Raw genomic sequence first — 24,799 nt, 5'->3', positions numbered from 1 at the left:
GCGCCTCAACCGGGCGGCTGCTCCCGCAGCAGGGTGCCCACCGGCACCGGTAGGGAGGCCTGCGCGCCGCCCTCCTCGGGCGTCGGGGCCTCCGGGCGCACCCGGCAGCCGGCGGGGGAGACCTCCACCAGCACCACGGGACGCCAGTCCCAGTGCGCGGTCGGTCCGCCGGCGTCGAGCAGGCCCGGCGGCAGGGTGTCCGGCAGCCGGCACCACCACCGGCGGGCCAGCCTGGCCAGCCCGGAGGCGACCAGCAGTCCGGCCGCCGCCTCCGGCTCGTCAGGGGCACCGGCCGGGGTCCCGGTCAGGGTGGTGGGCACGACGAGGCCGTCGTCGTGCGGCGCCAGGTACCCGACGAGCTCGCCGTCCTCGGGGCGGTGCACGGCCTCCCACGCGCTGGGGATCACGGTTCCTCCTCGGGGTCGGGCTGCGATGCTGCCCGCTGCCCCCGAGTCCGTCACGCGGATTCCCGCCGTCCCAGTGCGTGGAACGGTCGTTCCACCAACGTGGTCCGGCGTGCTGTACTGGCGGTGATGGACGCCACCCGCACGATCATCATCGGCTAGCGCGCAGTCACCTCCCCGGACTGCGCGCGACCTCCCGTACCCCGGGAGGTTTTTTCGTGTCTGGGCCCAGTACCGAGCCAACCCGGGAGACACCGTGGCCGAGGACGCCGCCACCACCGATCCGCAGTTCCACGTCTTCGACACGACACTGCGCGACGGCGCGCAGCGCGAGGGCGTGAGCTGGTCCGTCGCCGACAAGCTGGCCGTGGCCCGGCTGCTGGACGAGATCGGGGTCGGCTACATCGAGGGCGGCTGGCCCGGCGCCCTGCCCAAGGACACGGAGTTCTTCGCCCGCGCCCGCACCGAGCTCCGGCTCCGGCACGCCCAGCTGGTCGCCTTCGGCGCCACCCGCAAGGCCGGCGTCCGGGTCGAGGACGACGCCCAGGTGCGCGCGCTGCTCGATGCGGAGACCCCGGTCGTGTGCCTGGTCGCGAAGTCCGACGTCCGGCACGTGCGCGAGGCGCTGCGCACCACGCTGGAGGAGAACCTGGCCATGGTCGCCGACACCGTGGCCTTCCTGGTGTCGCACGGACGGCGGGTGTTCGTCGACTGCGAGCACTTCTTCGACGGGTACGCCGCCGACCCCGGGTACGGCGTGCAGGTGCTCGAGGCCGCGTTCGCGGCCGGTGCCGAGGTCGGGGTGCTGTGCGACACCAACGGCGGCATGCTGCCGATGGGCGTGGGCCGGGTGGTCGCCGACGTGCGGTCCCGCACCAACGGCCGGCTGGGCATCCACTGCCAGGACGACACCGGGTGCGCGGTCGCCAACAGCCTGGCCGCGGTCGAGGCCGGCGTCACCCACGTGCAGGGCACCGCCAACGGCTACGGCGAGCGGGCCGGCAACGCCGACACCTTCGCGCTGATCGGCAACCTGGTGACCAAGATGGGGCTGCCGGTCGTGCCGGCCGAGTGCCTGCCGGAGCTGAAGCGGGTCAGCCACGCCATCGCCGAGCTGGCCAACATCGCCCCCGACGACCACCAGCCCTTCGTCGGCGCCTCCGCCTTCGCCCACAAGGCCGGGCTGCACGCCAGCGCGATCAAGGTCCGTCCGGAGCTGTACAACCACCTGGACCCGGCGGTCGTCGGCAACGACATGCGCATCCTGGTCACCGAGATGGCCGGCCGGGCCTCGGTCGAGCTCAAGGGCCGCGAGCTGGGGGTCGACCTGGCCGGGCAGGGCGACGCGATCGGCCGGGTCGTCGACCAGGTGAAGGTGCTGGAGGCCGACGGCTGGTCGTTCGAGGCCGCCGACGCCTCCTTCGAGCTGCTGCTGCGCGGCCAGCTGCCCGGCGCCCCGGGCCCGCTGTTCGAGCTGGAGAGCTACCGCACCTCGGTGGAGCACTGGGGCAACGGCGTGGTGGTCAGCGAGGCGACGGTGAAGGTGCACCTGCCCAACGACGACGGGACGACGGAGCGCGTGATCAGCACCGGCGAGGGCAACGGCCCGGTCAACGCGCTGGACAACGCGCTGCGCCAGGCCCTGGTCAGCCGGCACCCGCACCTGGCCGGGGTCTCGCTGGCCGACTACAAGGTGCGCATCCTGGGCTGGAACGGCGGCACCAGCGCCACCACCCGGGTGCTGGTCGACAGCACCGACGGGGCAGGGGAGTGGACCACCGTGGGGGTGCACGACAACATCGTCGAGGCCTCCTGGCACGCGCTGGTCGACGCGCTCACCTACGCCGTCCGGCACCGGGCCCCTTCGGCGGGGCGGGGTGCCGGGTGACCGGACCCCGATCGGCCACGGTGGTCGGCGGTGGGATCGCGGGCCTGGCCGCGGCGGTGTCACTGCTGCAGGCCGGGTGGTCGGTGCGGGTGCTCGAGCGCGCCGCCACCTCCGGTGAGGTCGGCGCCGGCCTCGCGGTGACCCGGAACGGCATGGCCGCACTGGACGCCCTCGGGGTGGGGGAGCGGGTCCGCGCCGCCGGGCACCGGACCGTCGCGGCCGGCGTCCGGGACCTGCACGGCCGCTGGCTGCTGCGGCTCCCCGGACGGCCCGGGGACCCCGAAGCGGTGGACGTCGCCTGGGGGGTGCACCGGCAGCGGCTGCACGGCGCCCTGCTGGGGGCCGCGGGGGCAGCGGACCTGACCACCGGTGCCCGCGTCGTGGCGGTGCAGCCGGGGGAGCCCGGCGGTGCGCCGGCCGCCGTCACGTGGCTGGACGGCGCGGGCGAGCACACCGTTCCCGCCGACCTGGTGGTGGCCGCCGACGGCATCCGCAGCGGGGTGCGCAGCCGGCTGTTCCCCGGCCGCCGCGCGGCGCTGCGGTACAGCGGCCGGAGCAGCTGGCGGGCCGTGGTGGACGACGACCACACCCCCGACGAGGGCTTCACCGCCCGCTGGGGGCCGGACGCGGAGTTCGGCGCCGTGCGGATCAGCGCCGCGCAGGTCTACTGGTACGGCTACGTCCGGCTGCCGGAGCGCACGTCCTTCGACGACGAGCTGACCGCGGTCGTGGAGCGCTTCTCCGGCTGGTCCGGGGACGTGCGGGCCACGATCGCGGCGACCGCTCCGGGCCGGCTGCTGCGGCACGACGTGCACCACCTGCCGCGAGGACTGCCGAGCTACGTGCGCGGGCGCACGGTGCTTATCGGCGACGCCGCCCACGCGATGCTGCCCACCATGGGCCAGGGGGCCAACACCTCGGTGGAGGACGGCGTCTGCGTCGGCCGGCTGATCGGGCAGCCGCTGGCCGACGGCGCACCGCTGCGGGCCGCACTGGCCGCCTTCGACCGCGACCGCCGGCCCCGCTGCCAGCTGATCGCCCGCCGTTCGGCGCAGACGGCGCGGTTCGGGGCGCACGTGCCGGGCGGACCGCGCCAGGCCCTCCGCAACGCCGCGGTGCGGGCGGTCCCGGCCGGTCGCGCGGCAGCGGCCGGCACGGCCGTGCTCCGGTGGGAGCCGCCGCCGCCCGGCGGCGCAGCGGCCTGAGCCCTGCGGTCAGAGGGGTGCGACCGTGCTCGCCAGCAGGCAGAACTCGTTGCCCTCCGGGTCGGCGAGGACGTGCCAGGTCATCTCCTCGGTCAGCGGCCCCTGACCGACGTCGACCGGGGTGGCGCCCAGCGCCAGGAGCCGGTCCAGCTCCTCGGCCTGCGACCGGTCGGTGGCGTTGAGGTCCAGGTGCAGCCGCACCTTGCCCGGCGTCGGTTCCGGGACGGTGACGAAGGCCAGCGTCGGCACCGGGCCCTTCGGTCCCTGGCCGGGCGGGCCGATCTCGGTGTAGCCGTCGTCCGCGGTCTCGACGACCTCGAAGCCGAGCACCTCGGCCCACCAGGCGGCGAGCTCGGCCGGTCGGCGGCTGTCGACGGTCACGGCGGTGATCCGGGAGGCCATGGGGCACCGTAGCGACCGGGCAGGGCACCCGACAGCGCCGTGGGGCAGGTCGCGGGTGGCGACTAACCTCTGGACGTGCGCATCGTCCGCTTCGCCCACCCAGCCGGCATGTCCTTCGGAGTCCTCGACGGGGACGGCCAGGTCGCCCAGATCGAGGGCCACCCGTTCGGCCAGATCTCCTTCACCGGCCAGCGGTTCGCCGCCGCCGACGTGCGGCTGCTCTCGCCGATCCTCCCCAGCAAGGTGGTCGGGGTCGGCAAGAACTACGCCGACCACGTGCAGGAGATGGCCACCGGTGACGCGCCGGAGGAGCCGCTCATCTTCCTCAAGCCCTCGACCTCCGTGATCGGCCCTGGCGACGCGATCCGCATCCCGGCCGGCAGCACCGACGTCCACCACGAGGTGGAGCTCGCCGTCGTCATCGGTGCGCGCGGAGCCCGCCAGGTCACCCCGGAGCAGGCGATGGCCAGCGTCTTCGGCTACACGATCGGCAACGACGTCACCGAGCGGGACATGCAGCGCAGCGACGGGCAGTGGACCCGGGCCAAGGGCTTCGACTCCTTCTGCCCGATCGGCCCCTGGATCGAGACCGACCTCGCCGGCCTGGGCAAGGACCCGGCCGACCTGGAGATCACCTGCAGCGTGGACGGCGAGCTCCGCCAGTCCGGCCGCACCAGCCAGCTGCTGTTCGGCCTGCCCACCCTGATCTCGCACATCTCCCAGGTGATGACGCTGCTGCCCGGCGACGTCGTGCTCACCGGCACCCCGTCCGGGGTGGGGCCGATCCGGCCCGGGCAGCGGGTCGAGTGCACCATCGAGGCGCTGGGGACGCTGACCAACACGGTGGCCGGCGCGGACCCGACGTCCACGGCCGGCGCCCGATGACCGCGCCGGCCCGCCCGGTGAAGACCCGGTTCTGCCCCTCGCCCACGGGGCTCGTCCACGTCGGCGCCATGCGGACGGCGCTGTTCAACTGGGCGCACGCCCGGCACACCGGCGGCACCTTCGTCTTCCGGATCGAGGACACCGACGCCGCCCGCGACTCCGAGGAGTCCTACCGGCACCTGCTCGACTGCATGCGCTGGCTCGGCATGGACTGGGACGAGGGCCCCGAGGTCGGCGGGCCCAACGGGCCCTACCGGCAGTCCGAGCGGTCGGAGGTCTACCAGGAGGTCGCCGGGAAGCTGCTCGCCTCCGGGCACGCCTACGAGTCCTTCTCGACCAACGAGGAGGTCGACGCCCGCCGGCGCGCGGCCGGGCAGGACCCCAAGCTCGGCTACGACAACGCCGACCGCTTCCTCACCGACGCGCAGAAGGCCGCCTTCCGGGACGAGGGCCGTGTGCCGGTGCTCCGGCTCGCGATGCCCGACGAGGACGTCGTGTGGACCGACCTGGTGCGGGGCGAGGTGCGCTTCGCTGCTGGGTCGGTGCCCGACTTCGTGCTGATGCGGGGCAACGGGGCGCCGCTGTACCCCTTCACCAACCCCGTCGACGACGCCCTGATGGGGATCACCGACGTGCTGCGCGGGGAGGACCTGCTGCCCTCCACGCCCCGTCAGATCGCGCTGTACGAGGCGCTCACGGCGGTGGGCGTGGCGCAGGGGACGCCGCGGTTCGGGCACCTGCCGCTGGTCTTCGGTGACGGCAACAAGAAGCTCTCCAAGCGCGACCCCCAGTCGAACTTCGACGTCTACCGGGAGCGCGGCTTCCTGCCCGAAGGGCTGATCAACTACCTGTCGCTGCTCGGCTGGGCCATCGCCGACGACCGGGACGTCTTCTCGCCGGCGGAGCTGATCGAGGCCTTCGACGTCACCCGGGTCAGCGCCAACCCCGCCCGCTTCGACCTCAAGAAGGCCGAGGCGATCAACGCCACCCACCTGCGGGCGCTGCCGGTCGAGGAGTTCATCGCCCGGGTGACGCCGTACCTGGCCACCGCCGGGCTGGTCGCCGACCCGCCCACCGCCGAGCAGGCCGCGGTGCTGACCGCGATCGCGCCGCTGGCCCAGGAGCGGATGATCGTGCTCTCCGACGCCGTCGGGCTGCTCGGCTTCCTGTTCACCGAGGACGTCGAGATCGACCCCGCGGCCGCGGAGAAGCAGTTGGGCGCCGGAGCCGGCGAGGTGCTCGACGCGGCCGTGGCGGCGCTGCAGGCCCTGCCGGAGTGGACGACGCCGGCGATCGAGACCGCGCTGAAGGAGGCCCTGGTCGAGGGGCTGGGCCGCAAGCCCCGGCAGGCCTTCGGGCCGGTCCGGGTCGCGGTCAGCGGTCGCACGGTCTCGCCGCCGCTGTACGAGTCGATGGAGCTGCTCGGCCGGGACCGCACGCTCTCCCGGCTGGCGGCCGCCCGCGCGACCGCGACCGGATGACCAGCGGGGGCTGGGGCGGGCCGACGCCGGGGCAGCCGTACGGCGAGCCGTCCTACGCCGGCCCCCCACCGACCGGTCCGTACGGCGCTCCGCCCCAGGTGCCGATCGGTCCGCCGCCGTGGGCCGGCGCGTACCCGGGGCCCCAGTACCCAGGTCCCCAGTACCCGGGGCCCCAGTACCAGGGGTCTCCGTACGGCGGGCCCCAGTACCCGGGGCACCCGTACCCGGGACCGCCGGGGGCCGGTACCGCGCCGCGGCCCGCCCGGCCGGTGACACCGCCCGGCGCCCCACCGCACGCGACGCCCCAGCCCTACGTGCTGCTCATGCGGGCCCGCGACTGGGCGTGGTGGCGTCCGGTGCTCGGGCTCCTGCTGTTCACCGTGCTGTACCTGGTCGCCGGCGGTGTGCTGGGCGTCGTCGTCTACCTCAGTGGCGTCGGGCTGGACCTGGCCCAGCAGGACCTCTTCGACGTCGCCGTCCTGCTGATCACCAACCTGTCGCTGATCGTGGCGATCCCGATCGTCTGGCTGTGCTGGCTGGTGCCGCACGGCCTGCGGATCGGGTGGTCGTCCTCGGTCCGCGGCCGGCTGCGCTGGCGGCTGTTCGCCCCGTGGACCTGGCGGGCCCTGGCTACGCTCGGACTGGCGGTGGCGATCAGCCTGCTGGTCAGCGTGGCTGCCTCCGGCGTCGACGTCACCGGCCCCACCGCGTCGTTCGGCTGGATGCTGCTCGTGGTGCTCACCACCACGCCGCTGCAGGCCGCCGCCGAGGAGTACGTCTTCCGCGGGTACCTGAGCCAGGCCATCGCCGGGTGGATCGGGCGTCCGCAGGCGGGCGCGCTGGTCGCCGGGGTGAGCACGGCCGTGCTGTTCTCCCTGGCGCACCTGCCGCCGGACTTCGAGAGCTTCCTGTACCGGTTCGCCATCGGCCTGGCGCTCTCCGCGGTGGTGTGGCTGACCGGCGGGCTCGAGGCCGCCATCGCGCTGCACGCGGTGAACAACGTGGTGATCTTCCTGCTGGCCGGTGCGCTGGGGGACCGGGCCGCCGCGGTCGACCCGGGCGGCGTCCTGGGGTGGGCGACCACGCTGCTGGGGATCGTCGGGATGGCCGCCTTCGTGGCCTGGGTCGTGGTGGCCCGCCGCGGGATGTCCCTGCAGATGGTGAGCCCGGCCCTGGAGCTGGGGACGGACGACGGGCGTGGGCCCGCACCCGTCGGTGGTCCTCCGGTGCCGCCCGCCTGGGGTGCGCCGCCGCCGGGCTGGGCCCCGCCTGGCTGGGGTCAGCAGGCCGCACAGCCCGGGTGGGGCCAGCCGGTCGTGCACCCCGGCTGGGGCCCGCACGCTCCGCCGTCCGCCGGTGGCTGGACCCGGCCGCCGGGCGGCTGACGCGCCGGGGGAGGGGGTGCCTGCGCACCCCTCCCCGGCATCGGGTACAGTTCTCTCCCGTGCCGCAAGGCGCAGCACGACCCTTGGGGTATGGGGTAATTGGCAGCCCGACGGTTTCTGGTTCCGTTAGTCTAGGTTCGAGTCCTGGTACCCCAGCGAGGAGCGCGACTCCTCAGCAACACCGCAGTACCGCACCACCGAGCAGTACCTGGCCCCGTCGTCTAGCGGCCCAGGACGCCGCCCTCTCACGGCGGTAGCGAGGGTTCGAATCCCTTCGGGGCTACACCGCGCAGAGCCCCCGACCCACCCGGGTCGGGGGCTCTCGTCGTCTCCGGGGTCTGGAGGGGTCCGTGTCCGGTGCCCGGGCCGCTGTGCCAGAATCGACGGGCACCTGGCCCCGTCGTCTAGCGGCCCAGGACGCCGCCCTCTCACGGCGGTAGCGAGGGTTCGAATCCCTTCGGGGCTACACCGCGCAGAGCCCCCGACCCACCCGGTCGGGGGCTCTCGTCGTCTCCAGGGTCGGGCGCGCACGGGCCGACGGTCGGGAGCCGCCGTGGCCGTCCTCACACCGTTCACCCGTTGCGGTGACCAACGAAATGCCGGGGTGTTGACCCGGTGTTAGCGTCTCGAAGCTGATCATCGCGCCGCACCACCGTGCCCCGCCCTGAGAGGCAGGCAGGGGTCCCGGCCGCACCTGGCGGGTGACCCGATCTATGGAACCTGGAGGGAACCCCGGTGGTCCTCGCAGCGGACGAAACCCTGCGGCTCGACGCGAACTTCATCGACTACGCGCTCGTCGCCGCCTACTTCGCCGTCGTCCTGCTCATCGGCTTCGCCGCCCGACGGCGGGTGTCCGACAGCCTCGACTTCTTCCTGTCCGGCCGGTCGCTGCCGGCCTGGGTGACCGGCCTGGCCTTCATCTCGGCCAACCTCGGTGCCGTCGAGATCATCGGCATGTCGGCCAACGGTGCCCAGTTCGGCATGGCCACGTTCCACTACTTCTGGATCGGCGCCGTCCCGGCCATGCTGTTCCTGGGCGTGGTGATGATGCCCTTCTACTACGGGTCGAAGGTCCGGTCGGTGCCGGAGTTCATGCGCCGCCGGTTCGGCACCGGCGCCCACCTGGTCAACGCGCTGAGCTTCGCGCTGGCCCAGGTGCTGATCGCCGGCATCAACCTGTACCTGCTGGCCACCATCGTCAACGCCCTGCTGGGCTGGCCGCAGTGGATCTCGCTGATCGTCGCGGCCGCGGTCGTGCTCAGCTACATCACCCTCGGCGGTCTCTCGGCGGCCATCTACAACGAGGTGCTGCAGTTCTTCGTCATCGTGGCCGCGCTGCTGCCGCTGACGCTGATCGGTCTGCACCGGGTGGGCGGCGTCGGCGGCCTGATCGACTCGATCCGCGACAGCGGCAACGAGAACGACCTGAGCTCCTGGCCGGGCAGTGACCTGTCCAGCATCGACAACCCGGTCCTGTCGGTGATCGGCATCGTCTTCGGCCTGGGCTTCGTGCTCTCCTTCGGCTACTGGACGACGAACTTCGTCGAGGTCCAGCGGGCGATGGCCACCAAGTCGATGTCGGCCGCGCGGAGCACCCCGATCATCGGGTCGTTCCCGAAGATGTTCATCCCCTTCATCGTGATCGTCCCCGGCATGATCGCCGCGGTGCTGGTCAACGAGACCCGCGACCTGAAGGCCGGCGGTGACCCGGGCGTCACCTACAACGACTCGATCCTGCTGCTGATCCGCGACGTGCTGCCCAACGGTCTGCTGGGCGTGGCGATCGCCGGTCTGCTGGCCTCCTTCATGGCCGGCATGGCCGCCAACATCTCCGCGTTCAACACCGTTTTCAGCTACGACCTGTGGCAGCAGTACGTGAAGAAGGACCGGCCCGACGGCTACTACCTGAAGGTCGGCCGGGTGGCCACGGTCGGCGCCACCGTGGTCGCGATCTTCACCGCGCTGATCGCGGCGAACTTCGACAACCTGATGGACTACCTGCAGACGCTGTTCGGGTTCTTCAACGCCCCGCTGTTCGCCACGTTCATCCTCGGCATGTTCTGGAAGCGGATGACCGCCACCGCCGGCTGGACCGGCCTGGTGTCCGGCACGCTCGCCGCGGTGCTGGTGTGGTCGCTGAGCGAGACCGGCGTGATCGGGCTGGAGGGCCAGGGCGCGAGCTTCGTGGCCGCCGGTGCCGCCTTCGTGGTCGACATCGTGGTCAGCGTCGCCGTCAGCATGGTGACTGCACCGAAGCCGGTCTCCGAGCTGGCCGGGCTGGTGTACTCCGAGACGCCCAAGGAGGTGCGCACCGACCCCGATGCGCACAAGCTCCCCTGGTACCAGTCGCCGACCAAGCTGGCCGGCATCTCCCTGGTGCTCGTCATCGCCCTGAACCTGATCTTCCGCTGACCGTCGCCAGCGTTCTCGAGAGGAGCACTCCATGAGCACCGCACACAACGGGCAGGACGCGGGCCAGGCGCAGGCGACCGGCGGCAAGCGCACTGCCGGCGCCTACGACGTCCGCACGGTCATCGCCGGGCTGATCGGGTTCTACGGCGTCGTCCTGGTGGTCCTGGGCATCGTCGACTACGGCGAGGCCGAGGCGGCCAAGACCGGCGACTGGAACGCCAACCTGTGGGTCGGCCTCGGCATGCTGGCCTTCGCCCTGGTCTTCGCCGCCTGGACGAAGCTGCGTCCGGTCGTGGTCGAGGGCGGCGAGGCCGTCGAGGACCCGACGGGCGGGTCGGACACCGCCGGTCGCTGAGGCAGACGCCACCGCCCGCCGCCGCCACCCCGCGGCGGAGGGGCGAGTGGCGCACGTGAGGGCCCGCAGCGGATGCCGCTGCGGGCCCTCGTGCGTCCTCCTGGTGTCAGCCGGCTGCGGCGTCCCTGCCGACGTCCAGCAGCTCCCCGTCGGCGGGGAGGCCGTCGCCGCCGTCGGGGGCACCGCCGCGGAAGGCCATCGGCAGGCCGGCGGCCGCGGCCAGGCGAGGTGAGTCGCACAGCTGCACGTGCAGGTGCGGCTCGCTGCTGTTGCCGGAGTTGCCGCACTCGGCCAGCTGCTGCCCGGCGACCACCCGCTCGCCGGGCCGCACCCGCACCGAGCCGCGCCGCAGGTGCACCAGGGCGGCGCAGGCGCCGTCGTCGGCCCGGACGACGACGTGGTTGCCGGCCAGCCACCGGGTGCCGCCCACCTGCCGGACGAAGCCCTCGACCACCAGCAGGTACAGCACCGACCAGCCGCCGCTGCGGGCCCGGTGGTCGCGCCGCCGCTGGTGCACCCGCACCACGACGCCGTCGACCGGGCTGCGCACCGGCTGGCCGAACGCCGGGTACTCCTCGGCCCGCCGCCACTGCTCCCCGGTGCGGCCCGGGTGGCCCCCGCCGGGCGGGTCGTAGGCCAGGTCGATGGCATGGGTCTGGCCGAGGCTGTTCACCCCGTGCGAGGGGACCTTGGTGGCCGGGGAGTTCAGCGCCCGCCACGGACCGTGCACCGGCGACTCGACGACCCGCACCGGCGCCGCGGGCGGTCGCACCCGGTCCAGCAGCCCGAAGGCCAGCAGGACGACGAACCCGGCCAGCCCACCCCAGGGCAGCAGGTCGGAGACGCCGGCCAGGATCAGCAGCACACCCAGGGCGGGCAGCGGTGGCCGCACCCGGGCGACCAGCCGCCGGACGGCGGGACCACTCCCGGGCCCGCCACGCTCGACGGTGCCGCTGCCGACCTCACCGCCTGCGACGTCACGCCTGTCCACGTCCGGGCTCTCGGTGTGCCGGCTCTCCATGTCGCGCCTCCTCGCCTCCGGGCTCTCCACGTGACGGCTCCCGCTGTCACGGCTCACGCGGACACCGCCGCGAGCACCACGTGCAGTGGCACCACCCGCTCGGGCGGCACGGCGTAGCTGCCCCGGCCGGTGGTGCGCAGCCAGCCGGTCGCGGTCAGCTGCCGCAGGTGGTGGTGCAGCTGGCCGGTGGTGCCCAGCCCCGGCAGTGCGGCGAGCGCCGCGGTCGTGGTGTGACCGCCCAGCACCTCCCGCAGCAGCCGGAGGCGGACCGGGTGGGCGAGCGCGGACAGCGAACCGGCACGGGCCTCGTCGTCGTCCGGCTCGGCGGCGCGCAGCTCGTCGGCGCCGTGGGTCCGCTGCCAGGCGTACTCCTCACCACCGGGCAGGCGGACCTGCCCGCCGTAGGCGATCGCGCCACCGGGCAGCTCGGCGGCCTCCGCGGCCAGCGCCCGCAGCAGCCAGAACCGCTCCGGGGTGGGGAGGTCGGCGGGCAGGGCGGTCCGGCCGGCCAGCTCCTGCTCGAGGACGGTCAGCCGTTGCTCGATCCGGTCCAGTCGTGCGTCGTCCACCCGTCCGATGCTACGGAACTACGTACAACCGAGCAACGAGGCTCAGCGGACCGCGCGGGAGATGGCGGTGGCGGCGTCGAGGACAGCGGCGACCACCTCGGGGCTCGGACGGCGGCCCAGTCGTTCCACCGGCCCGGAGATGGACACCGCACCCAGCAGGCCGCCCGCGCCGTCGCGGACCGGGGCCGACAGCGAGGCGACGCCCGCCTCGCGCTCGGCGACGCTGTGCGCCCAGCCGCGACGGCGGACGTCGAGCAGGGTGCGGGCGGTGAAGCTCGCCGCGGGCAGCAGCGCACTGCCCTCCTCGGCCGGGCCGAAGGCGAGCAGGGCGTGTGCCGCGGAGCCCGCGGTGAGCGGCAGCCGGGCGCCGACCGGCACGGTGTCGCGCAGGCCGCTGGACCGCTCGGCCGCCGCGATGCACACCCGGCTGCCGCCGTCGCGGACGTAGAACTGGGCGCTCTCCCCGGTGGCGTCGCGCAGCGCGGCGAGGTGTCGGCCGACCAGTTCGGCCAGGTCGGCGCCGCCGCGGCCGAGCTCGGCCAGTGCCGGGCCGGGCGCCCAGGTGCCGGCCGGTGTGCGGCGGAGCAGGCGGTGGCCCTCCAGGGCGGTGGCGAGCCGGTGGGCGGTGGCCCGGGGCAGCTCGGTGCGGGCCACCAGCTCGGCGAGGCTGGCCGGTTCGTCGGCGACCGCGCGGAGGATGGCCACTGCTTTGTCCAGCACGGCAACGGGGTTAGGCTGTCCCACGCAGCAATACTCGCATCTCATTGTGTGAGATGGCAATCAGCAGGTGGACGACGAGGAGACGGACCCGTGGGTCAGACCCTGGCGCAGAAGGTGTACGAGCAGCACGTCGTCCGGCGGACGGCGGGTGAGCCCGACCTGCTCTACATCGACCTCCACCTCGTGCACGAGGTGACCAGCCCGCAGGCCTTCGACGGGCTGCGGGCCGCCGGGCGCACCGTCCGTCGTCCGGACCTGACCATGGCCACCGAGGACCACAACGTCCCGACCCTGGACATCCTGTCGCCGATCGCCGACCCGGTCAGCCGGGCCCAGGTGGAGGCGCTGCGGCGCAACACCGCGGAGTTCGGCATCCGGCTCGCGCCGATGGGCGACCGCGACCAGGGCATCGTGCACGTGATCGGCCCGCAGCTGGGGCTCACCCAGCCGGGCATGACCATCGTCTGCGGGGACAGCCACACCTCCACCCACGGCGCCTTCGGTGCGCTGGCCTTCGGCATCGGCACCAGCGAGGTCGAGCACGTGCTGGCCACCCAGACGTTGCCCCAGGTGCCGGCCAGGCAGATGGCGGTCACCGTCGACGGCGAGCTCCCCCCGGGCGTCTCGGCGAAGGACATCATCCTGGCCGTCATCGCCCAGATCGGCACCGGCGGCGGGCAGGGGCACGTCATCGAGTACCGGGGCAGCGCGATCGAGGCGCTGTCCATGGAGGCCCGGATGACGATCTGCAACATGTCCATCGAGGCCGGCGCCCGCGCGGGGCTGATCGCCCCCGACCAGACGACGTTCGACTTCCTGCAGGGGCGCCCACACGCCCCGCAGGGCGCCGACTGGGACGCCGCCGTCGAGCACTGGCGCACGCTGCGCAGCGACGACGACGCCGTGTTCGACCGCGAGGTGCACATCGACGCCGCGTCGCTGACGCCCTACGTCACCTGGGGCACCAACCCCGGCCAGGGCCTGCCGATCGGCGCCTCGGTGCCCGACCCGGCGCAGTTCGCCGACGAGAGCGAGCGCAAGGCCGCCGAGCAGGCGCTGGAGTACATGGCCCTGACCGCCGGCACCCCGCTGCGGGAGATCGACGTCGACACGGTGTTCCTCGGGTCGTGCACCAACGGCCGGATCGAGGACCTGCGGGTCGCCGCGGCACTGCTGCGCGGCAAGAAGGTCGACGCCGGCACCCGCATGCTCGTCGTCCCCGGGTCGGTGGCGGTCAAGCAGCAGGCCGAGGCCGAGGGCCTGGACCAGGTGTTCACCGACGCCGGGGCCGAGTGGCGGGGCGCGGGCTGCTCGATGTGCCTGGGCATGAACCCCGACCAGCTCAAGCCCGGCGAGCGCTCGGCGTCCACCAGCAACCGCAACTTCCAGGGCCGGCAGGGCAAGGGCGGGCGCACCCACCTGGTGTCCCCGGCGGTGGCCGCCGCGACCGCGCTCACCGGCCGGCTCACCGCCCCCGCCGACCTGCCCGACGCCCCGATCCCCGCTGGAGTCTGACCGACATGGACGCCTTCACCACGCACACCGGCACCGCCGCCCCGCTGCGCCGCAGCAACGTCGACACCGACCAGATCATCCCGGCCGAGTACCTCAAGCGGATCACCCGCACCGGCTTCGAGGACGGGCTGTTCGTCGCCTGGCGCACCAACGAGCCGGACTTCGTGCTCAACCAGCCGCAGTACGCGAACGCCTCGATCCTGGTCGCCGGGCCCGACTTCGGCACGGGCTCCTCGCGCGAGCACGCCAACTGGGCGCTGCTCGACGGCGGCTTCCGGGTGGTGATCAGCTCCCGGTTCGCCGACATCTTCCGCAACAACTCGACCAAGGCCGGCCTGCTCACCGTGATCCTGCCGCAGGCCGAGGTCGAGGCGTTGTGGACGGCGATCGAGGCCGACCCGGCACTTCCGGTGACGGTCGACCTGCAGGCCGAGCAGGTCCGCTACGGCGCCACCACCGTGCCGTTCCAGACCGACCCGTACACCCGCTGGCGGCTGCTCGAGGGCCTGGACGACGTGGGCCTGACCGAGCGGCACGTCGAGGACATCGAGGCCTACGAGTCCCGCCGTCCGGCCTGGCTGCCCCGCGCGCTGCCGGCCTGACGCAACGACCCCGGACGAGGGGGCGGACCTCAGCTCCGGCCGGCGCTGCTGCGCACCAGCGCGCCGGCCGGGGCGGCCGGGTCGGCGGTGAAGTCGCGGTAGTAGTCGGCCGCCAGGGCGCCGGGCCGGCCGCCGAGCGCCCAGACGCTGCCCTTGGCCGAGGGCGGCCACAGCGCGCCGGCGGTGCCGGACCAGCGCACGCCCAGGGCCGACAGGACCGAGGGGATCGCCCCGCCCTGGCTGCAGATGACCGTGGGGCCACCGCCGTCCTCGCGGGCCAGCAGCCGGCGGACGAGGTCGACCCCCGCCTGCGGGTCGGCGCCGAAGCCCTCCTCGCCCAGCTCGGGCACCGCGTCGACCGGCATGCCGAGCGCGGCCGACAGCGGCTCGACGGTCTGCCGGCAGCGCAGCGGCGGGGCCGCCAGCAGCCGGGCCGGGGTGAAGAGGGGCAGGACGGTGGCCAGCGTGGCCGCCTGGTCCCGGCCGGTGCGGTCCAGCGGCCGCTCGTCGTCCGGGCCGTCGAAGTCGGCGCGCTCACCGGCCGAGGCGTGCCGGACCAGCAGCACCCGGGGAGCGCGTGGCACGTCGGTGCGCACGAGGTCGTCCAGCACCGCCCGGTCGTGCTCGTGCGTGGCCAGCGCCCGGGCGGCGGGCACGGTCAGCCAGCGGACCTGGTCGACCTCGTCGTTGGGCGTGAAGCGACCGCCGACCGCCTTCATCACCCAGTAGTCGACCCGCTTGTCACCGTGCCGGACGTCGTAGCGGGTCTGCACGCTGCGCCGGCCCACCGCGACGTGCAGACCGGTCTCCTCGCCGACCTCGCGCACCGCGGCCATGAGCGGGTGCTCACCGGCGTCCAGCTTGCCCTTGGGCAGCGACCAGTCGTCGTACTTGGGCCGGTGCACCAGCAGCGTCTCCAGCGCCCCGGTGCCGCCGGTGCGCCAGACGACGCCGCCGGCGGCGGGGACCAGCCGGGCGTCGTCAGCCAGCGTTCTCACCCCGCATCGCGAGCAGCTCGGCCTGGGAGTCCCGCTCGCCGGTGCGGGTCCAGCTGGCGTCGCCGGCCAGCTGCCAGCTGCGCACGTCCGGGGCGAGCGCGGCGTCGAAGATGCGCTGCAGCTGGCGGGCGGCGGCCTGGTCGTTGACCCGCAGCAGCACCTCCACCCGGCGGTCGAGGTTGCGGTGCATGAGGTCGGCGCTGCCGAGCCACCACTCCGGTTGGCCGGCGTTGGCGAAGTTGACCACCCGGGAGTGCTCCAGGAACCGGCCGACGATCGAGCGGACCCGGATGTTCTCGCTCAGCCCCGGCACGCCCGGGCGCAGCGCACAGATGCCCCGGATCACCAGCTCCACCGGCACGCCGGCCAGGGAGGCCTCGTAGAGCGCGTCGATGATCTGCTCGTCGACCAGCGAGTTGATCTTTATCCGGATGCCGGCGGGCTTGCCCTCGGCGACGTGCCGGGCCTCCCGGCGGATCTTCTCCACCAGGCCGGTGCGGATCCCGTGCGGGGCGACCATCAGCGACCGGTAGGTGGTCTGCCGGGAGTACCCGGTCAGGGTGTTGAACAGGTCGGTGAGGTCGGCGCCCACCCGCGGGTCGGCGGTGAGGATGCCCAGGTCCTCGTAGATCCGGGCGGTCTTGGGGTTGTAGTTGCCGGTGCCGATGTGGCAGTACCGGCGGATCACCCCGTTCTCCATCCGGACGACCAGCGCCGTCTTGCAGTGGGTCTTCAGCCCGACCAGCCCGTAGACGACGTGGCAGCCGGCCCGCTCCAGCGACCGGGCCCAGCTGATGTTGGCCTCCTCGTCGAACCGGGCCTTGATCTCCACCAGGACGACGACCTGCTTGCCGGCCTGGGCGGCCTCGATCAGCGCCGAGACGATGGGGGAGTCACCGGAGGTGCGGTAGAGCGTCTGCTTGATCGCCAGCACGTTCGGGTCGGCGGCGGCCTGCTCGATGAACCGCTGCACGCTGGTGGCGAACGAGTCGTAGGGGTGGTGCACCAGCACGTCGCCCTCGCGGAGGGTGGCGAACACGCTCTTGGGCGTCTCGCCCTCGCTCAGCCGGGGGTGGGTGGCCGGCACGAACGGCTCGTCCTTGAGCTCGGGGCGATCGAGGTCGTAGAGGGCCATCAGCGAACCGAGGTCGAGCAGGCCGGGCACCGACACGACGTCGGCCGGGCTGATCTCCAGCTCGTGCACCAGGACGTCGAGGATCTGTGGGTCCATCGTCTCGGTGACCTCCAGCCGCACGGCCGGCCCGAACCGGCGCCGGGCCAGCTCGCGCTCCAGGGCCTGCAGCAGGTCCTCGTCGCGGTCCTCCTCGACCTCGAGGTCGGCGTTGCGGGTGACCCGGAACAGGTGGTGGTCCAGCACGTCGAGGCCTGGGAACAGCGAGGTCAGGTGCGCCGCGATGAGGTCCTCCAGCGGCAGGAAGACCGCCTCGGCCTCCTTGCCCTGGGCGGTCGCGGTGGTCACCGGGATGAACCGCGGCACGTTGTTGGGCACCTTCACCCGGGCGAACCGGGGGGCGCCGGTGTCGGGGTCGCGCACCGACACGGCGAGGTTCAGCGACAACCCGCTGATGTAGGGGAACGGGTGCGCCGGGTCGACCGCCAGCGGGGTCAGCACCGGGAACACCTGGTCGCGGAAGTACTCCCGCAGCCGCATCGCGTCGACGTCGTCCAGGTCCGACCAGTGGACGATCCGGATGCCCTGCTCCTCCAGCCGCGGCATCACGTCCTTGTCGAAGACGCTGGCGTGCCGGTGGACGAGGCTCTGCGTGCGCTCGGTGACCCGGGTGAGCTGCTCCCGGATGGTGAGGCCGTCGGGGGAGCGGACGGTGAGGCCGGTGCTCTGCCGGCGCTTGAGGCCGGCGATGCGGACCATGAAGAACTCGTCCAGGTTGCTGGCGAAGATCGACAGGAACTTGACCCGCTCGAGCAGCGGCAGGGTGTCGTCCTCGGCGAGCTCCAGCACCCGGGCGTTGAAGTCCAGCCAGGACAGCTCGCGGTTCAGGAAGCGGTCGGCGGGCAGCGGCGTGGAGGCAGCGGGCACGGGTCGATCCTGCCTCACCCAGGTGTCCACCGGGTGGCCGACAGGAAACCGGCCGTGCGCTGACCGACGCCGATCCGGCGGGCGGCCCGCAGGTCAGCGGGGGTGTCGACGTCCTGGCGCAGTCCGGGCCAGTCACCGTCCAGCGGGATCGCGCCGCCGGTGGCGTGCGCCGCGGCCGACCCGGGCCCGAAGCGCGGGGCGAGGTCACCCGACCGCACGGCCAGCAGCGTCGTGCCGGTGCCCGCGGCGTCAGGGACGAAGCTGCGCACGTGCCCGGCTGCGGCGGTCAGCGCGGCGTCGAGCTCGTCGGGGTGGAGCGCGGGCAGGTCGGAGTGCAGGGCCGCCAACGGGCCGGGCCCGGCCACGCGGGCGCCGTGCGCCAGCGCCGCGTTGAGCCCGCTGCGCGGCTCGTCGGGGGTGGTCCGCGCCCCCAGCGCTGCCACCAGCGCCGCCGCCCGCGGGTCGTCGGTCACCACCAGCACCCGGCCGACGGCGGGGCTGGCCAGCGCCGCGCTGACCGTGTCGGCGAGCAGGGCGAGCACCAGCTGTTCGTGGCTCCCGCCCGCCAGGGGGCCGGTGAGCGAGGCGAGGCGGGTCTTCGCCGACTCCAGTCGCTTCGCCGGGACGACGACCGACCAGGGCTGCACCCCTCGACCTCATCACACGTGCCCGGGTGGTTCGCTTCCTGCACCGTCCCCGTCCCCGAGGAGCCCTCGACGATGAGCCCGACGACCGAGCACACGGCGCAGGTCGCCATCGCCGCGGCGCCCTACCTGGAGTCGTGGCTGGAGCACCAGCGCCGCCACCTCCGGGTCCCCGGGGTGCAGGCCGCGGTGCGGGTCGGGGACCAGGTCGTGCTGGACACCGCACTCGGCGTCGCCGACGTGACCACCGGGGCCCCGCTCACCACCGGGCACCTGTTCCGGATCGCCTCGCACTCCAAGACCTTCACCGCCACCGCCGTCCTGCAGCTGGTGGAGGCGGGCCGGATGCGGCTGGACGACCCGATCGGCCACTGGGTGCCCGGCGTGACCGGCAGCGGACTGGCCGAGGTCACCGTGCGGGAGCTGCTGGGCCACCAGGGCGGGGTGGTCAGGGACGGCCGGGACAACGACCACTGGCAGCTGCTGCAGCCGTTCCCGGACGCCGAGCTGCTGGTGCGGATCGCCGCCGAGGAGGGGGCGGTCCTCGAGCGGAACGAGCACTTCAAGTACTCCAACATCGGCTACTCGCTGCTGGGGCTGGCGATCGAGGCGGTGACCGGCGTCGGCTACGGCGAGCACGTGCGCCGGGCGGTCGTCGAGCCGCTCGGCCTGACCGACACCGGACCGGAGTGGGACCCGGCCCGCGCCGAGGAGTTCGCGGCCGGGCACACCGCCCTGCTCGACGGCGAGGGCACCCGGCTGACCATCCGGCACGTCGACACCCGGGCGATGGCCGCCGCGACCGGCTTCCACGCCACCGCCCGTGACCTCACCACCTTCGGTGCCGCCCACTTCACCGGCGACCCGACGCTGCTCAGCGACGCCGGCAAGCGGTTGATGCGCCGGCCGGAGTCGGAGATCCGGGCCCACGGCAAGGAGGCCCGCTGGTACGGGCTGGGCATGGACCTGCGCGCCGCCGGCGACCGCCACCTGGTCGGGCACAGCGGTGGCTACCCCGGGCACATCACCCGGACCTGGGTCGACCCGGAGGGGCAGCTGGTGGTCAGCGTGCTCACCAACGCCGTGGACGGCCCGGCCGACGTGCTGGCCCGTGGCCTGATCGGGCTGCTCGACCTGGCGCTGGCCGCCCCTGACGGACCGCCGCAGCCGCCGGCCGCGGAGCTGCAGCGCTACACCGGGCGGTTCGTCAACCTCTGGGGGGTCACCGACGTCGCGCTCCTCGGCGGCCGCCTCGTGCTGCTGCGCCCCGGCCTGCCCGAGCCGGCCGAGGACCACCTCGAGCTCACCGTCGAGGACGCCGACACCCTCCGCCAGGAGACGGTCGCCGGGTTCGGCTCGGCCGGCGAGACGGTCGAGTACACCTGGGCCGCGGACGGCACCGCGTCCGCGGTGCGGTTCGGCGGCATCTCCGCATGGCCGGCCGAGGTGTTCCTCGCCCGCCGCGCCGACCAGGCCGCCGGGCGAGCCGCCGGATGAGCGCGCTGCTGCTCCGGCGCGCCCGGCTGCGGTCGGCGGTCCGGGACGTCCTGGTCGTCGGCGGGCGGGTGCTCGCCATCGCCGACGACCTGCGCGCCGGCGCCCCCGGCCTGCCGGAGCTGCCGTCGCCGGTGGAGGTGGTCGACCTCGACGGCGCCACGCTGCTGCCCGGCCTGCAGGACGCGCACGTGCACCTGGAGCAGTGGGCAGCTGCCCGGCGCCGGATCGACGTCTCCACGGCCGGGTCGGCGACGGAGGCGGCGGCGATGGTGGCCGCCGCCGTCCACGCCACGCCGGTCGGGCCGGGGGCGGTGGTCGTGGGCCACGGGTTCCGGGACGCCCTGTGGTCCCAGCCGCCCGAGGCCGCCCTGCTGGACGAGCTGCTGCCCGGCGTGCCCGTCGTGGTGTCCAGCGGCGACCTGCACACGGCCTGGTGCAGCACCGCCGCCGTCCAGCGGTTCGGGCTGAGCGGCGGGGTGGTCCTGGAGCAGGAGGCGATGGACCTCATGTCCCGCGCCGCCGCGCTCGACCCGGCGGTGCTGGACGCGTGGGTGCTCGAGGCGACCGAGGCCGCCGCCGCCCGTGGCGTCACCGCGCTGGTCGACTTCGAGTACGGCGACCTGGTCACCTCCTGGGCCCGTCGCGCGGCGCTGCGGCCCGGCGGCCCGGCCGTGCGGGTGCGCACCGCCGTCTGGGTCGACCGGCTGGAGCAGGTCGTCGCGGCCGGCTTGCGCAGCGGCGACCCGTTGCCCGGGGTGACCGACCCGGTCGCGGCCGAACGGCTGCGGATGGGCCCGCTGAAGCTCTTCGTCGACGGCTCGCTGGGCACCCGGACCGCCTTCTGCACGCACCCCTACCCCGGTGCCACCGGGCCCGACGCGCACGGGCTGCTCCGCACCCCGCTGCCGGAGCTGGAACGGCTGCTGCGCCGGGCCGGCTCGGCCGGGCTCGACCTGGCGGTGCACGCGATCGGCGACCGGGCCACCGCCATCGCGCTGGACGGTTTCGCCGCCGCGGGGGTGACCGGCCGGATCGAGCACGCCCAGCAGGTCTGCGCCGAGGACCTGCCCCGCTTCGCCGAGCTCGGCGTGGTGGCCAGCATCCAGCCGCGGCACGCCCTCGACGACCGGGACGCCGCCGACCAGCACTGGGCGGGCGCGACCGGACGGTCCTTCCCCTACGGCGCGCTGGTCGCCGCGGGCGCCGAGGTGGTGCTCGGCTCCGACGCGCCGGTCGCTCCGCTGGACCCCTGGGACGGCCTGGCCAGCGCCGTCCACCGGTCGCTGGACGGCCGCCCCGCGTGGCACCCGGAGCACCACCTGGACCTGGAGGTCGCGCTGGCCGCGGCCAGCGGCGGCCGGCGGGCGGTGCGGGTCGGTGACCCGGCCGACCTGGTGGTCGTGGCCGAGCCGCCCTCGGCCGTGCTGGCCCGGGACGGCGCCGGTGGCCTGCGGACGACGGAGGTGCTGGGCACCCTCGTCGCCGGCCGGTTCACCCACCGCGCCACCGCCCTCACCTGACCCGCCCCAGCTGGTCCCGACCCGGGGAGGCCGCCGGGACCGGGCGCGAGTCGGCCGCGGTACGGGCGGGGTGGCTGCCACCATGGACGCCGGCCGGCCGGGCGGGTGCCCGGTGGGCGGCTCCGCGCCGGCCTGAGCCGGGGCCGCGTGCCACCCGGTCCCGGGCAGGGGGCACGATCACGGGCGGGTCACCAGCACGCCAGGCCGGCCGGCCCGAGGAGAGGGAAGAGGTGTCCGGTGTCCCAGGTCGAGCAGGCCCGCCCGCCCCGGTGGCGGACCCGGCGACCGGTGCCGCCGGCGCTGGCGTTGTGCGTCGCCGTCGTCCACCCGGCGGCGTCACTGGCCTTCCGGCTGCGCTACCGGCACGCCGACCGCATCCCGCCCACCGGCGGGGTCCTGCTGGTCGCCAACCACGTCTCGGTCCTCGACCCGCTGGCCTGCGCCCGGCTGGTCTGGGACAGCGGCCGGGTGCCGCACTTCCTGGCCAAGGACACGGTCTTCACCGGCCCCGCCGGCACCATCCTGCGGGCAGCCGGGCAGATCCCGGTCTCCCGCGGGTCGAGTGCGGCCAGCTCCTCCGTGCACGCGGCGAAGGCCGCGCTGGACGCCGGGGACGTCGTGGTGATCTACCCGGAGGGCTCGGTGACCCGCGACCCGGACTGGTGGCCGATGCAGGCCCGGACCGGGGTGGCCCGGCTGGCGCTGACCACCGACGCGCTGGTGCTGCCGGTCGCCCAGTGGGGGGCGCAGCGGGTGCACGACTACCACACCAAGCGGCTGCACCTGCGGCTGCGGACACCCGCCGACCACCTGGTCGGCGAGCCCGTCGACCTCTCCGAGGAGCGCGCCCGGGTGCGGGCCGGCGCGCCGCTGACCGGGGAACTGCTCCGTGAGGTGACCGACCTGTTGATGACCAGGGTGCGCGACCAGCTCGGCGAGCTGCGGGGCGAACGGCCGCCGGCGGAGTTCCACCCGCGCCCGGCGGGGCGCGCGCTGCCCGGCGACCTCCCCGGGAACGCCGCGTGACCCGCGCGGCCGTGCTCGGGGCCGGCTCCTGGGGCACCACGTTCGCCAAGGTGCTCGCCGACGCCGGGTGCTCGGTCACCCTGCACGCCCGCCGTCCCGAGCTGGTCGCGGCGATCACCGCGAGCCGGGAGAACGCCGACTACCTGCCGGGGGTGCGGCTGCCCGACGCGGTGCGGGCCACCGGCGACCCGGCCGAGGCGCTGGACGGCGCGGACGTCGTCGTGCTGGCCGTGCCCAGCCAGACGCTGCGCGCCAACCTGGCCGACTGGGCACCGCTGCTGCCCGGCGACGCCTCGCTGCTCTCGCTGATGAAGGGCGTGGAGCTGGGGACGACGAAGCGGATGAGCGAGGTCATCTGCGAGGTCACCGGCGCGGGCAGCGACCGGGTGGCCGCGCTCTCCGGCCCGAACCTGGCCCGGGAGATCGCCGAGGAGCAGCCCTCGGCCACCGTCATCGCCTGCGCCGACACCGCCCGGGCCGCGGCCCTGCAGGCGGCCTGCCACACCCGCTACTTCCGCCCGTACACCAACCCCGACCTGGTCGGCTGCGAGCTCGGCGGCGCGGTCAAGAACGTCATCGCGCTGGCCTGCGGGATCGCGGCGGGCCTGGGCTACGGCGACAACACCCGGGCCTCGCTGATCACCCGCGGCCTGGCCGAGACCGCCCGGCTGGGCATGGCGCTGGGTGCGGACGCGGCCACCTTCGCCGGGCTGGCCGGGCTCGGTGACCTGGTGGCCACCTGCTCCTCCCCGCTGTCCCGCAACCGCACCTTCGGTGAGCACCTCGGGCAGGGCATGTCGGTGGCCGAGGTGGAGCAGATCACCCGGCAGACCGCCGAGGGGGTCAAGAGCTGCCGGTCGGTGCTGGACCTCGCCCGCGCGCACGGGGTCGACGTGCCGATCACCGAGGCCGTCGTCCGGGTCTGCCACGAGGGGGAGTCGGCCGCGCAGATGGTGCGGGAGATGATGTCCCGCGAGGCCAAGCCCGAGTGACGCCGAGCGAGTCGAGCGTGCCCCGGGCCGGCACCGAGCCCGAGGAGATCCCGTGAGCACCGTCGACCCGACCGCACCGCTGGGTGACGGCACCCGCCTGGCCCACGCCGGCGACGAGCCCGTCGTCCCGGGCACCCCGCTGCGGCCCTCCCCGGTGTTCGCCGCGCCCTACCACCTGGGCGACCAGCCCCCGGGCGCCGGCGGCGCCGACGCCTACGCCCGGCCGGACAACCCGACCCTGCGGGTCTTCGAGCGCGCGGTCGGCGACCTGGACGGCGGGGACTGCCTGTCCTTCGCCACCGGCATGGCCGCGATCAGCTCCGCGGTCCTGGCCGTCGTCCGGCCCGGTGACCGGGTGGTGCTGCCCGCCGACGGCTACTACGCCAGCCGGGTGCTCGGCCGCGACGAGCTCGAGCGCCTCGGCGTCGAGGTCGAGCTGGTGCCCACCCTGGAGATCGAGTCCGTCGCCGCCCGCGGGGACCTGGCCGGGGCCCGGCTGGTGATGCTGGAGACGCCGAGCAACCCCCAGCTGGACGTCTGCGACATCGCCGCGGTCGCCGAGGCCACCCGGGCCGCCGGGGCGGTGCTGGTGGTGGACAACACCACCGCGACCCCGATCGGCCAGCGCCCGCTGTCCCTCGGTGCCGACGTGGTCGTGGCTGCCGACACCAAGGCGCTCACCGGGCACAGCGACGTGCTGCTCGGGCACGTGAGCACCGCCCGCACCGACCTCGGCCGCGACCTGCACACCCGGATCGCCGCCTGGCGCAAGACCACCGGCAACCCGCCCGGCCCGTTCGAGGCATGGCTGGCCCACCGGTCGATGTCCACCCTGGACCTGCGGCTGGCCCGGCAGGCGGCCAACGCCGCGGCGGTCGCCGAGCTGCTGGCCGGTTCCCCGGCGGTGCGCAACGTCCGCTGGCCGTGGCGGGCCGGCGACCCGTCGTACGCGCTGGCGCAGCGGCAGATGCTGCGGCCCAACGGGGTGGTCTCCGCCGAGCTCGCCGACGCCGACGCCGTCCTGCAGCTGATCCGCTCCACCCGGTTCTTCCTGGCCGCGACCAGCTTCGGCGGCGTGCACACCACCGTCGACCGACGGGCCCAGTGGGGCGGGGACGCCGTCCCCGCCGGGTTCGTGCGGTTCTCCTGCGGCATCGAGGACACCGCCGACCTGGTCGCGGACCTCGGCTCGGCGCTCGAGACGCTCGGCTAGGGTCCA

General features: G+C 74.5%; 22 protein-coding genes and 3 tRNA genes. 17 read left to right on the top strand and 8 right to left on the bottom strand.

Annotation, left to right across the window (positions count from 1 at the left end; all coding sequences use genetic code 11):
* Positions 1-5: 5 nt before the first annotated feature.
* The gene (locus HLA93_RS08205; protein ID WP_222193908.1) at positions 6-407 is read right to left on the bottom strand and encodes a hypothetical protein; all 402 of its coding nucleotides are present in this window, start codon (positions 405-407) and stop codon (positions 6-8) included.
* A gap of 253 nt (positions 408-660) precedes the next feature.
* Here HLA93_RS08205 and cimA point away from each other — a divergent pair, with 253 nt between their 5' ends.
* Both cimA and HLA93_RS08195 read left to right on the top strand, forming a co-directional pair.
* On the top strand, positions 661-2,292 hold the full coding sequence (cimA, locus tag HLA93_RS08200; RefSeq protein WP_222193907.1) for a citramalate synthase: 1,632 nt from the start codon (positions 661-663) through the stop codon (positions 2,290-2,292).
* Positions 2,289-3,497, top strand: a complete 1,209-nt coding sequence (locus HLA93_RS08195) for an FAD-dependent monooxygenase (RefSeq protein ID WP_222193906.1) — start codon at positions 2,289-2,291, stop codon at positions 3,495-3,497. Before cimA ends, HLA93_RS08195 begins: the two co-directional genes overlap by 4 nt.
* A gap of 9 nt (positions 3,498-3,506) precedes the next feature.
* On the opposite strand, the gene HLA93_RS08190 is transcribed toward HLA93_RS08195, so the two are convergent.
* Positions 3,507-3,899 carry a VOC family protein gene (locus HLA93_RS08190; RefSeq protein ID WP_222193905.1) on the bottom strand — a complete coding sequence of 131 codons (393 nt, stop codon included), beginning with the start codon at positions 3,897-3,899 and terminating at the stop codon, positions 3,507-3,509.
* Between the two features lie 75 nt (positions 3,900-3,974).
* Between HLA93_RS08190 and HLA93_RS08185 the strand changes: the two genes are divergently transcribed.
* The 8 genes from HLA93_RS08185 (at position 3,975) to HLA93_RS08150 (ending at position 10,417) form a co-directional block, all read left to right on the top strand.
* Positions 3,975-4,784 carry a fumarylacetoacetate hydrolase family protein gene (locus HLA93_RS08185; RefSeq protein ID WP_222193904.1) on the top strand — a complete coding sequence of 270 codons (810 nt, stop codon included), beginning with the start codon at positions 3,975-3,977 and terminating at the stop codon, positions 4,782-4,784.
* On the top strand, positions 4,781-6,265 hold the full coding sequence (gene gltX / locus HLA93_RS08180) for a glutamate--tRNA ligase (protein WP_222193903.1): 1,485 nt from the start codon (positions 4,781-4,783) through the stop codon (positions 6,263-6,265). Before HLA93_RS08185 ends, gltX begins: the two co-directional genes overlap by 4 nt.
* Positions 6,262-7,650, top strand: coding sequence for a CPBP family intramembrane glutamic endopeptidase (locus HLA93_RS08175; RefSeq protein ID WP_222193902.1), 1,389 nt, complete (start codon positions 6,262-6,264; stop codon positions 7,648-7,650). Before gltX ends, HLA93_RS08175 begins: the two co-directional genes overlap by 4 nt.
* Before the next feature lie 84 nt (positions 7,651-7,734).
* A tRNA-Gln gene (locus HLA93_RS08170) sits at positions 7,735-7,806 on the top strand.
* Positions 7,807-7,860: 54 nt separating this feature from the next.
* Positions 7,861-7,933 (top strand) — tRNA-Glu (locus HLA93_RS08165).
* A gap of 110 nt (positions 7,934-8,043) precedes the next feature.
* A tRNA-Glu gene (locus HLA93_RS08160) sits at positions 8,044-8,116 on the top strand.
* Between the two features lie 269 nt (positions 8,117-8,385).
* On the top strand, positions 8,386-10,062 hold the full coding sequence (locus HLA93_RS08155; RefSeq protein ID WP_222193901.1) for a sodium:solute symporter family protein: 1,677 nt from the start codon (positions 8,386-8,388) through the stop codon (positions 10,060-10,062).
* 31 nt (positions 10,063-10,093) lie between these two features.
* Positions 10,094-10,417, top strand: a complete 324-nt coding sequence (locus tag HLA93_RS08150) for a hypothetical protein (protein WP_222193900.1) — start codon at positions 10,094-10,096, stop codon at positions 10,415-10,417.
* A gap of 106 nt (positions 10,418-10,523) precedes the next feature.
* On the opposite strand, the gene HLA93_RS08145 is transcribed toward HLA93_RS08150, so the two are convergent.
* From HLA93_RS08145 to HLA93_RS08135, 3 genes are read right to left on the bottom strand one after another with little or no spacing between them, the layout of a single operon-like run.
* Positions 10,524-11,495: a M23 family metallopeptidase gene (locus tag HLA93_RS08145; protein WP_222193899.1), complete on the bottom strand. Its 972-nt coding sequence runs from the start codon at positions 11,493-11,495 to the stop codon at positions 10,524-10,526.
* Positions 11,492-12,007: an ArsR/SmtB family transcription factor gene (locus tag HLA93_RS22005; protein WP_222193898.1), complete on the bottom strand. Its 516-nt coding sequence runs from the start codon at positions 12,005-12,007 to the stop codon at positions 11,492-11,494. Before HLA93_RS22005 ends, HLA93_RS08145 begins: the two co-directional genes overlap by 4 nt.
* A gap of 42 nt (positions 12,008-12,049) precedes the next feature.
* Positions 12,050-12,712 carry an IclR family transcriptional regulator gene (locus HLA93_RS08135; protein WP_439957966.1) on the bottom strand — a complete coding sequence of 221 codons (663 nt, stop codon included), beginning with the start codon at positions 12,710-12,712 and terminating at the stop codon, positions 12,050-12,052.
* A 105-nt stretch (positions 12,713-12,817) separates the two neighbouring features.
* Between HLA93_RS08135 and leuC the strand changes: the two genes are divergently transcribed.
* Entirely contained in the window at positions 12,818-14,242 is a 1,425-nt protein-coding gene (gene leuC / locus HLA93_RS08130; RefSeq protein ID WP_222193896.1) for a 3-isopropylmalate dehydratase large subunit, read from the top strand.
* A 5-nt stretch (positions 14,243-14,247) separates the two neighbouring features.
* A complete protein-coding gene (gene leuD / locus HLA93_RS08125; protein WP_222193895.1) occupies positions 14,248-14,844 on the top strand; it encodes a 3-isopropylmalate dehydratase small subunit in 597 nt (198 codons plus the stop codon).
* A gap of 29 nt (positions 14,845-14,873) precedes the next feature.
* Here the strand turns inward: leuD and HLA93_RS08120 are convergent, their stop codons facing one another.
* From HLA93_RS08120 to cofC, 3 genes are read right to left on the bottom strand one after another with little or no spacing between them, the layout of a single operon-like run.
* Positions 14,874-15,842 carry an NUDIX hydrolase gene (locus tag HLA93_RS08120; RefSeq protein ID WP_222193894.1) on the bottom strand — a complete coding sequence of 323 codons (969 nt, stop codon included), beginning with the start codon at positions 15,840-15,842 and terminating at the stop codon, positions 14,874-14,876.
* Entirely contained in the window at positions 15,826-17,901 is a 2,076-nt protein-coding gene (locus HLA93_RS08115; RefSeq protein WP_222193893.1) for an RNA degradosome polyphosphate kinase, read from the bottom strand. The genes HLA93_RS08120 and HLA93_RS08115 overlap by 17 nt, the downstream gene beginning before the upstream one ends.
* Before the next feature lie 14 nt (positions 17,902-17,915).
* Positions 17,916-18,548, bottom strand: a complete 633-nt coding sequence (gene cofC / locus HLA93_RS08110; protein ID WP_222193892.1) for a 2-phospho-L-lactate guanylyltransferase — start codon at positions 18,546-18,548, stop codon at positions 17,916-17,918.
* Positions 18,549-18,620: 72 nt separating this feature from the next.
* On the opposite strand from cofC, the gene HLA93_RS08105 reads away from it, so the two are divergent.
* The 5 genes from HLA93_RS08105 to HLA93_RS08085 all read left to right on the top strand — a co-directional run bounded on the left by HLA93_RS08105 (position 18,621) and on the right by HLA93_RS08085 (position 24,793).
* Positions 18,621-20,042 carry a serine hydrolase domain-containing protein gene (locus HLA93_RS08105; RefSeq protein WP_222193891.1) on the top strand — a complete coding sequence of 474 codons (1,422 nt, stop codon included), beginning with the start codon at positions 18,621-18,623 and terminating at the stop codon, positions 20,040-20,042.
* The gene (locus tag HLA93_RS08100) at positions 20,039-21,562 is read left to right on the top strand and encodes an amidohydrolase (RefSeq protein ID WP_222193890.1); all 1,524 of its coding nucleotides are present in this window, start codon (positions 20,039-20,041) and stop codon (positions 21,560-21,562) included. Before HLA93_RS08105 ends, HLA93_RS08100 begins: the two co-directional genes overlap by 4 nt.
* A gap of 237 nt (positions 21,563-21,799) precedes the next feature.
* A complete protein-coding gene (locus tag HLA93_RS08095) occupies positions 21,800-22,588 on the top strand; it encodes a lysophospholipid acyltransferase family protein (protein WP_222193889.1) in 789 nt (262 codons plus the stop codon).
* Positions 22,585-23,580: an NAD(P)H-dependent glycerol-3-phosphate dehydrogenase gene (locus HLA93_RS08090; protein WP_222193888.1), complete on the top strand. Its 996-nt coding sequence runs from the start codon at positions 22,585-22,587 to the stop codon at positions 23,578-23,580. Before HLA93_RS08095 ends, HLA93_RS08090 begins: the two co-directional genes overlap by 4 nt.
* Before the next feature lie 52 nt (positions 23,581-23,632).
* On the top strand, positions 23,633-24,793 hold the full coding sequence (locus HLA93_RS08085) for a cystathionine gamma-lyase (protein WP_222193887.1): 1,161 nt from the start codon (positions 23,633-23,635) through the stop codon (positions 24,791-24,793).
* Positions 24,794-24,799 lie beyond the last annotated feature (6 nt).

The organism is Modestobacter italicus (assembly GCF_019799965.1).
GTDB lineage: Bacteria > Actinomycetota > Actinomycetes > Mycobacteriales > Geodermatophilaceae > Modestobacter > Modestobacter italicus_A.
This window is presented reverse-complemented; position numbering and strand designations above follow the sequence as displayed.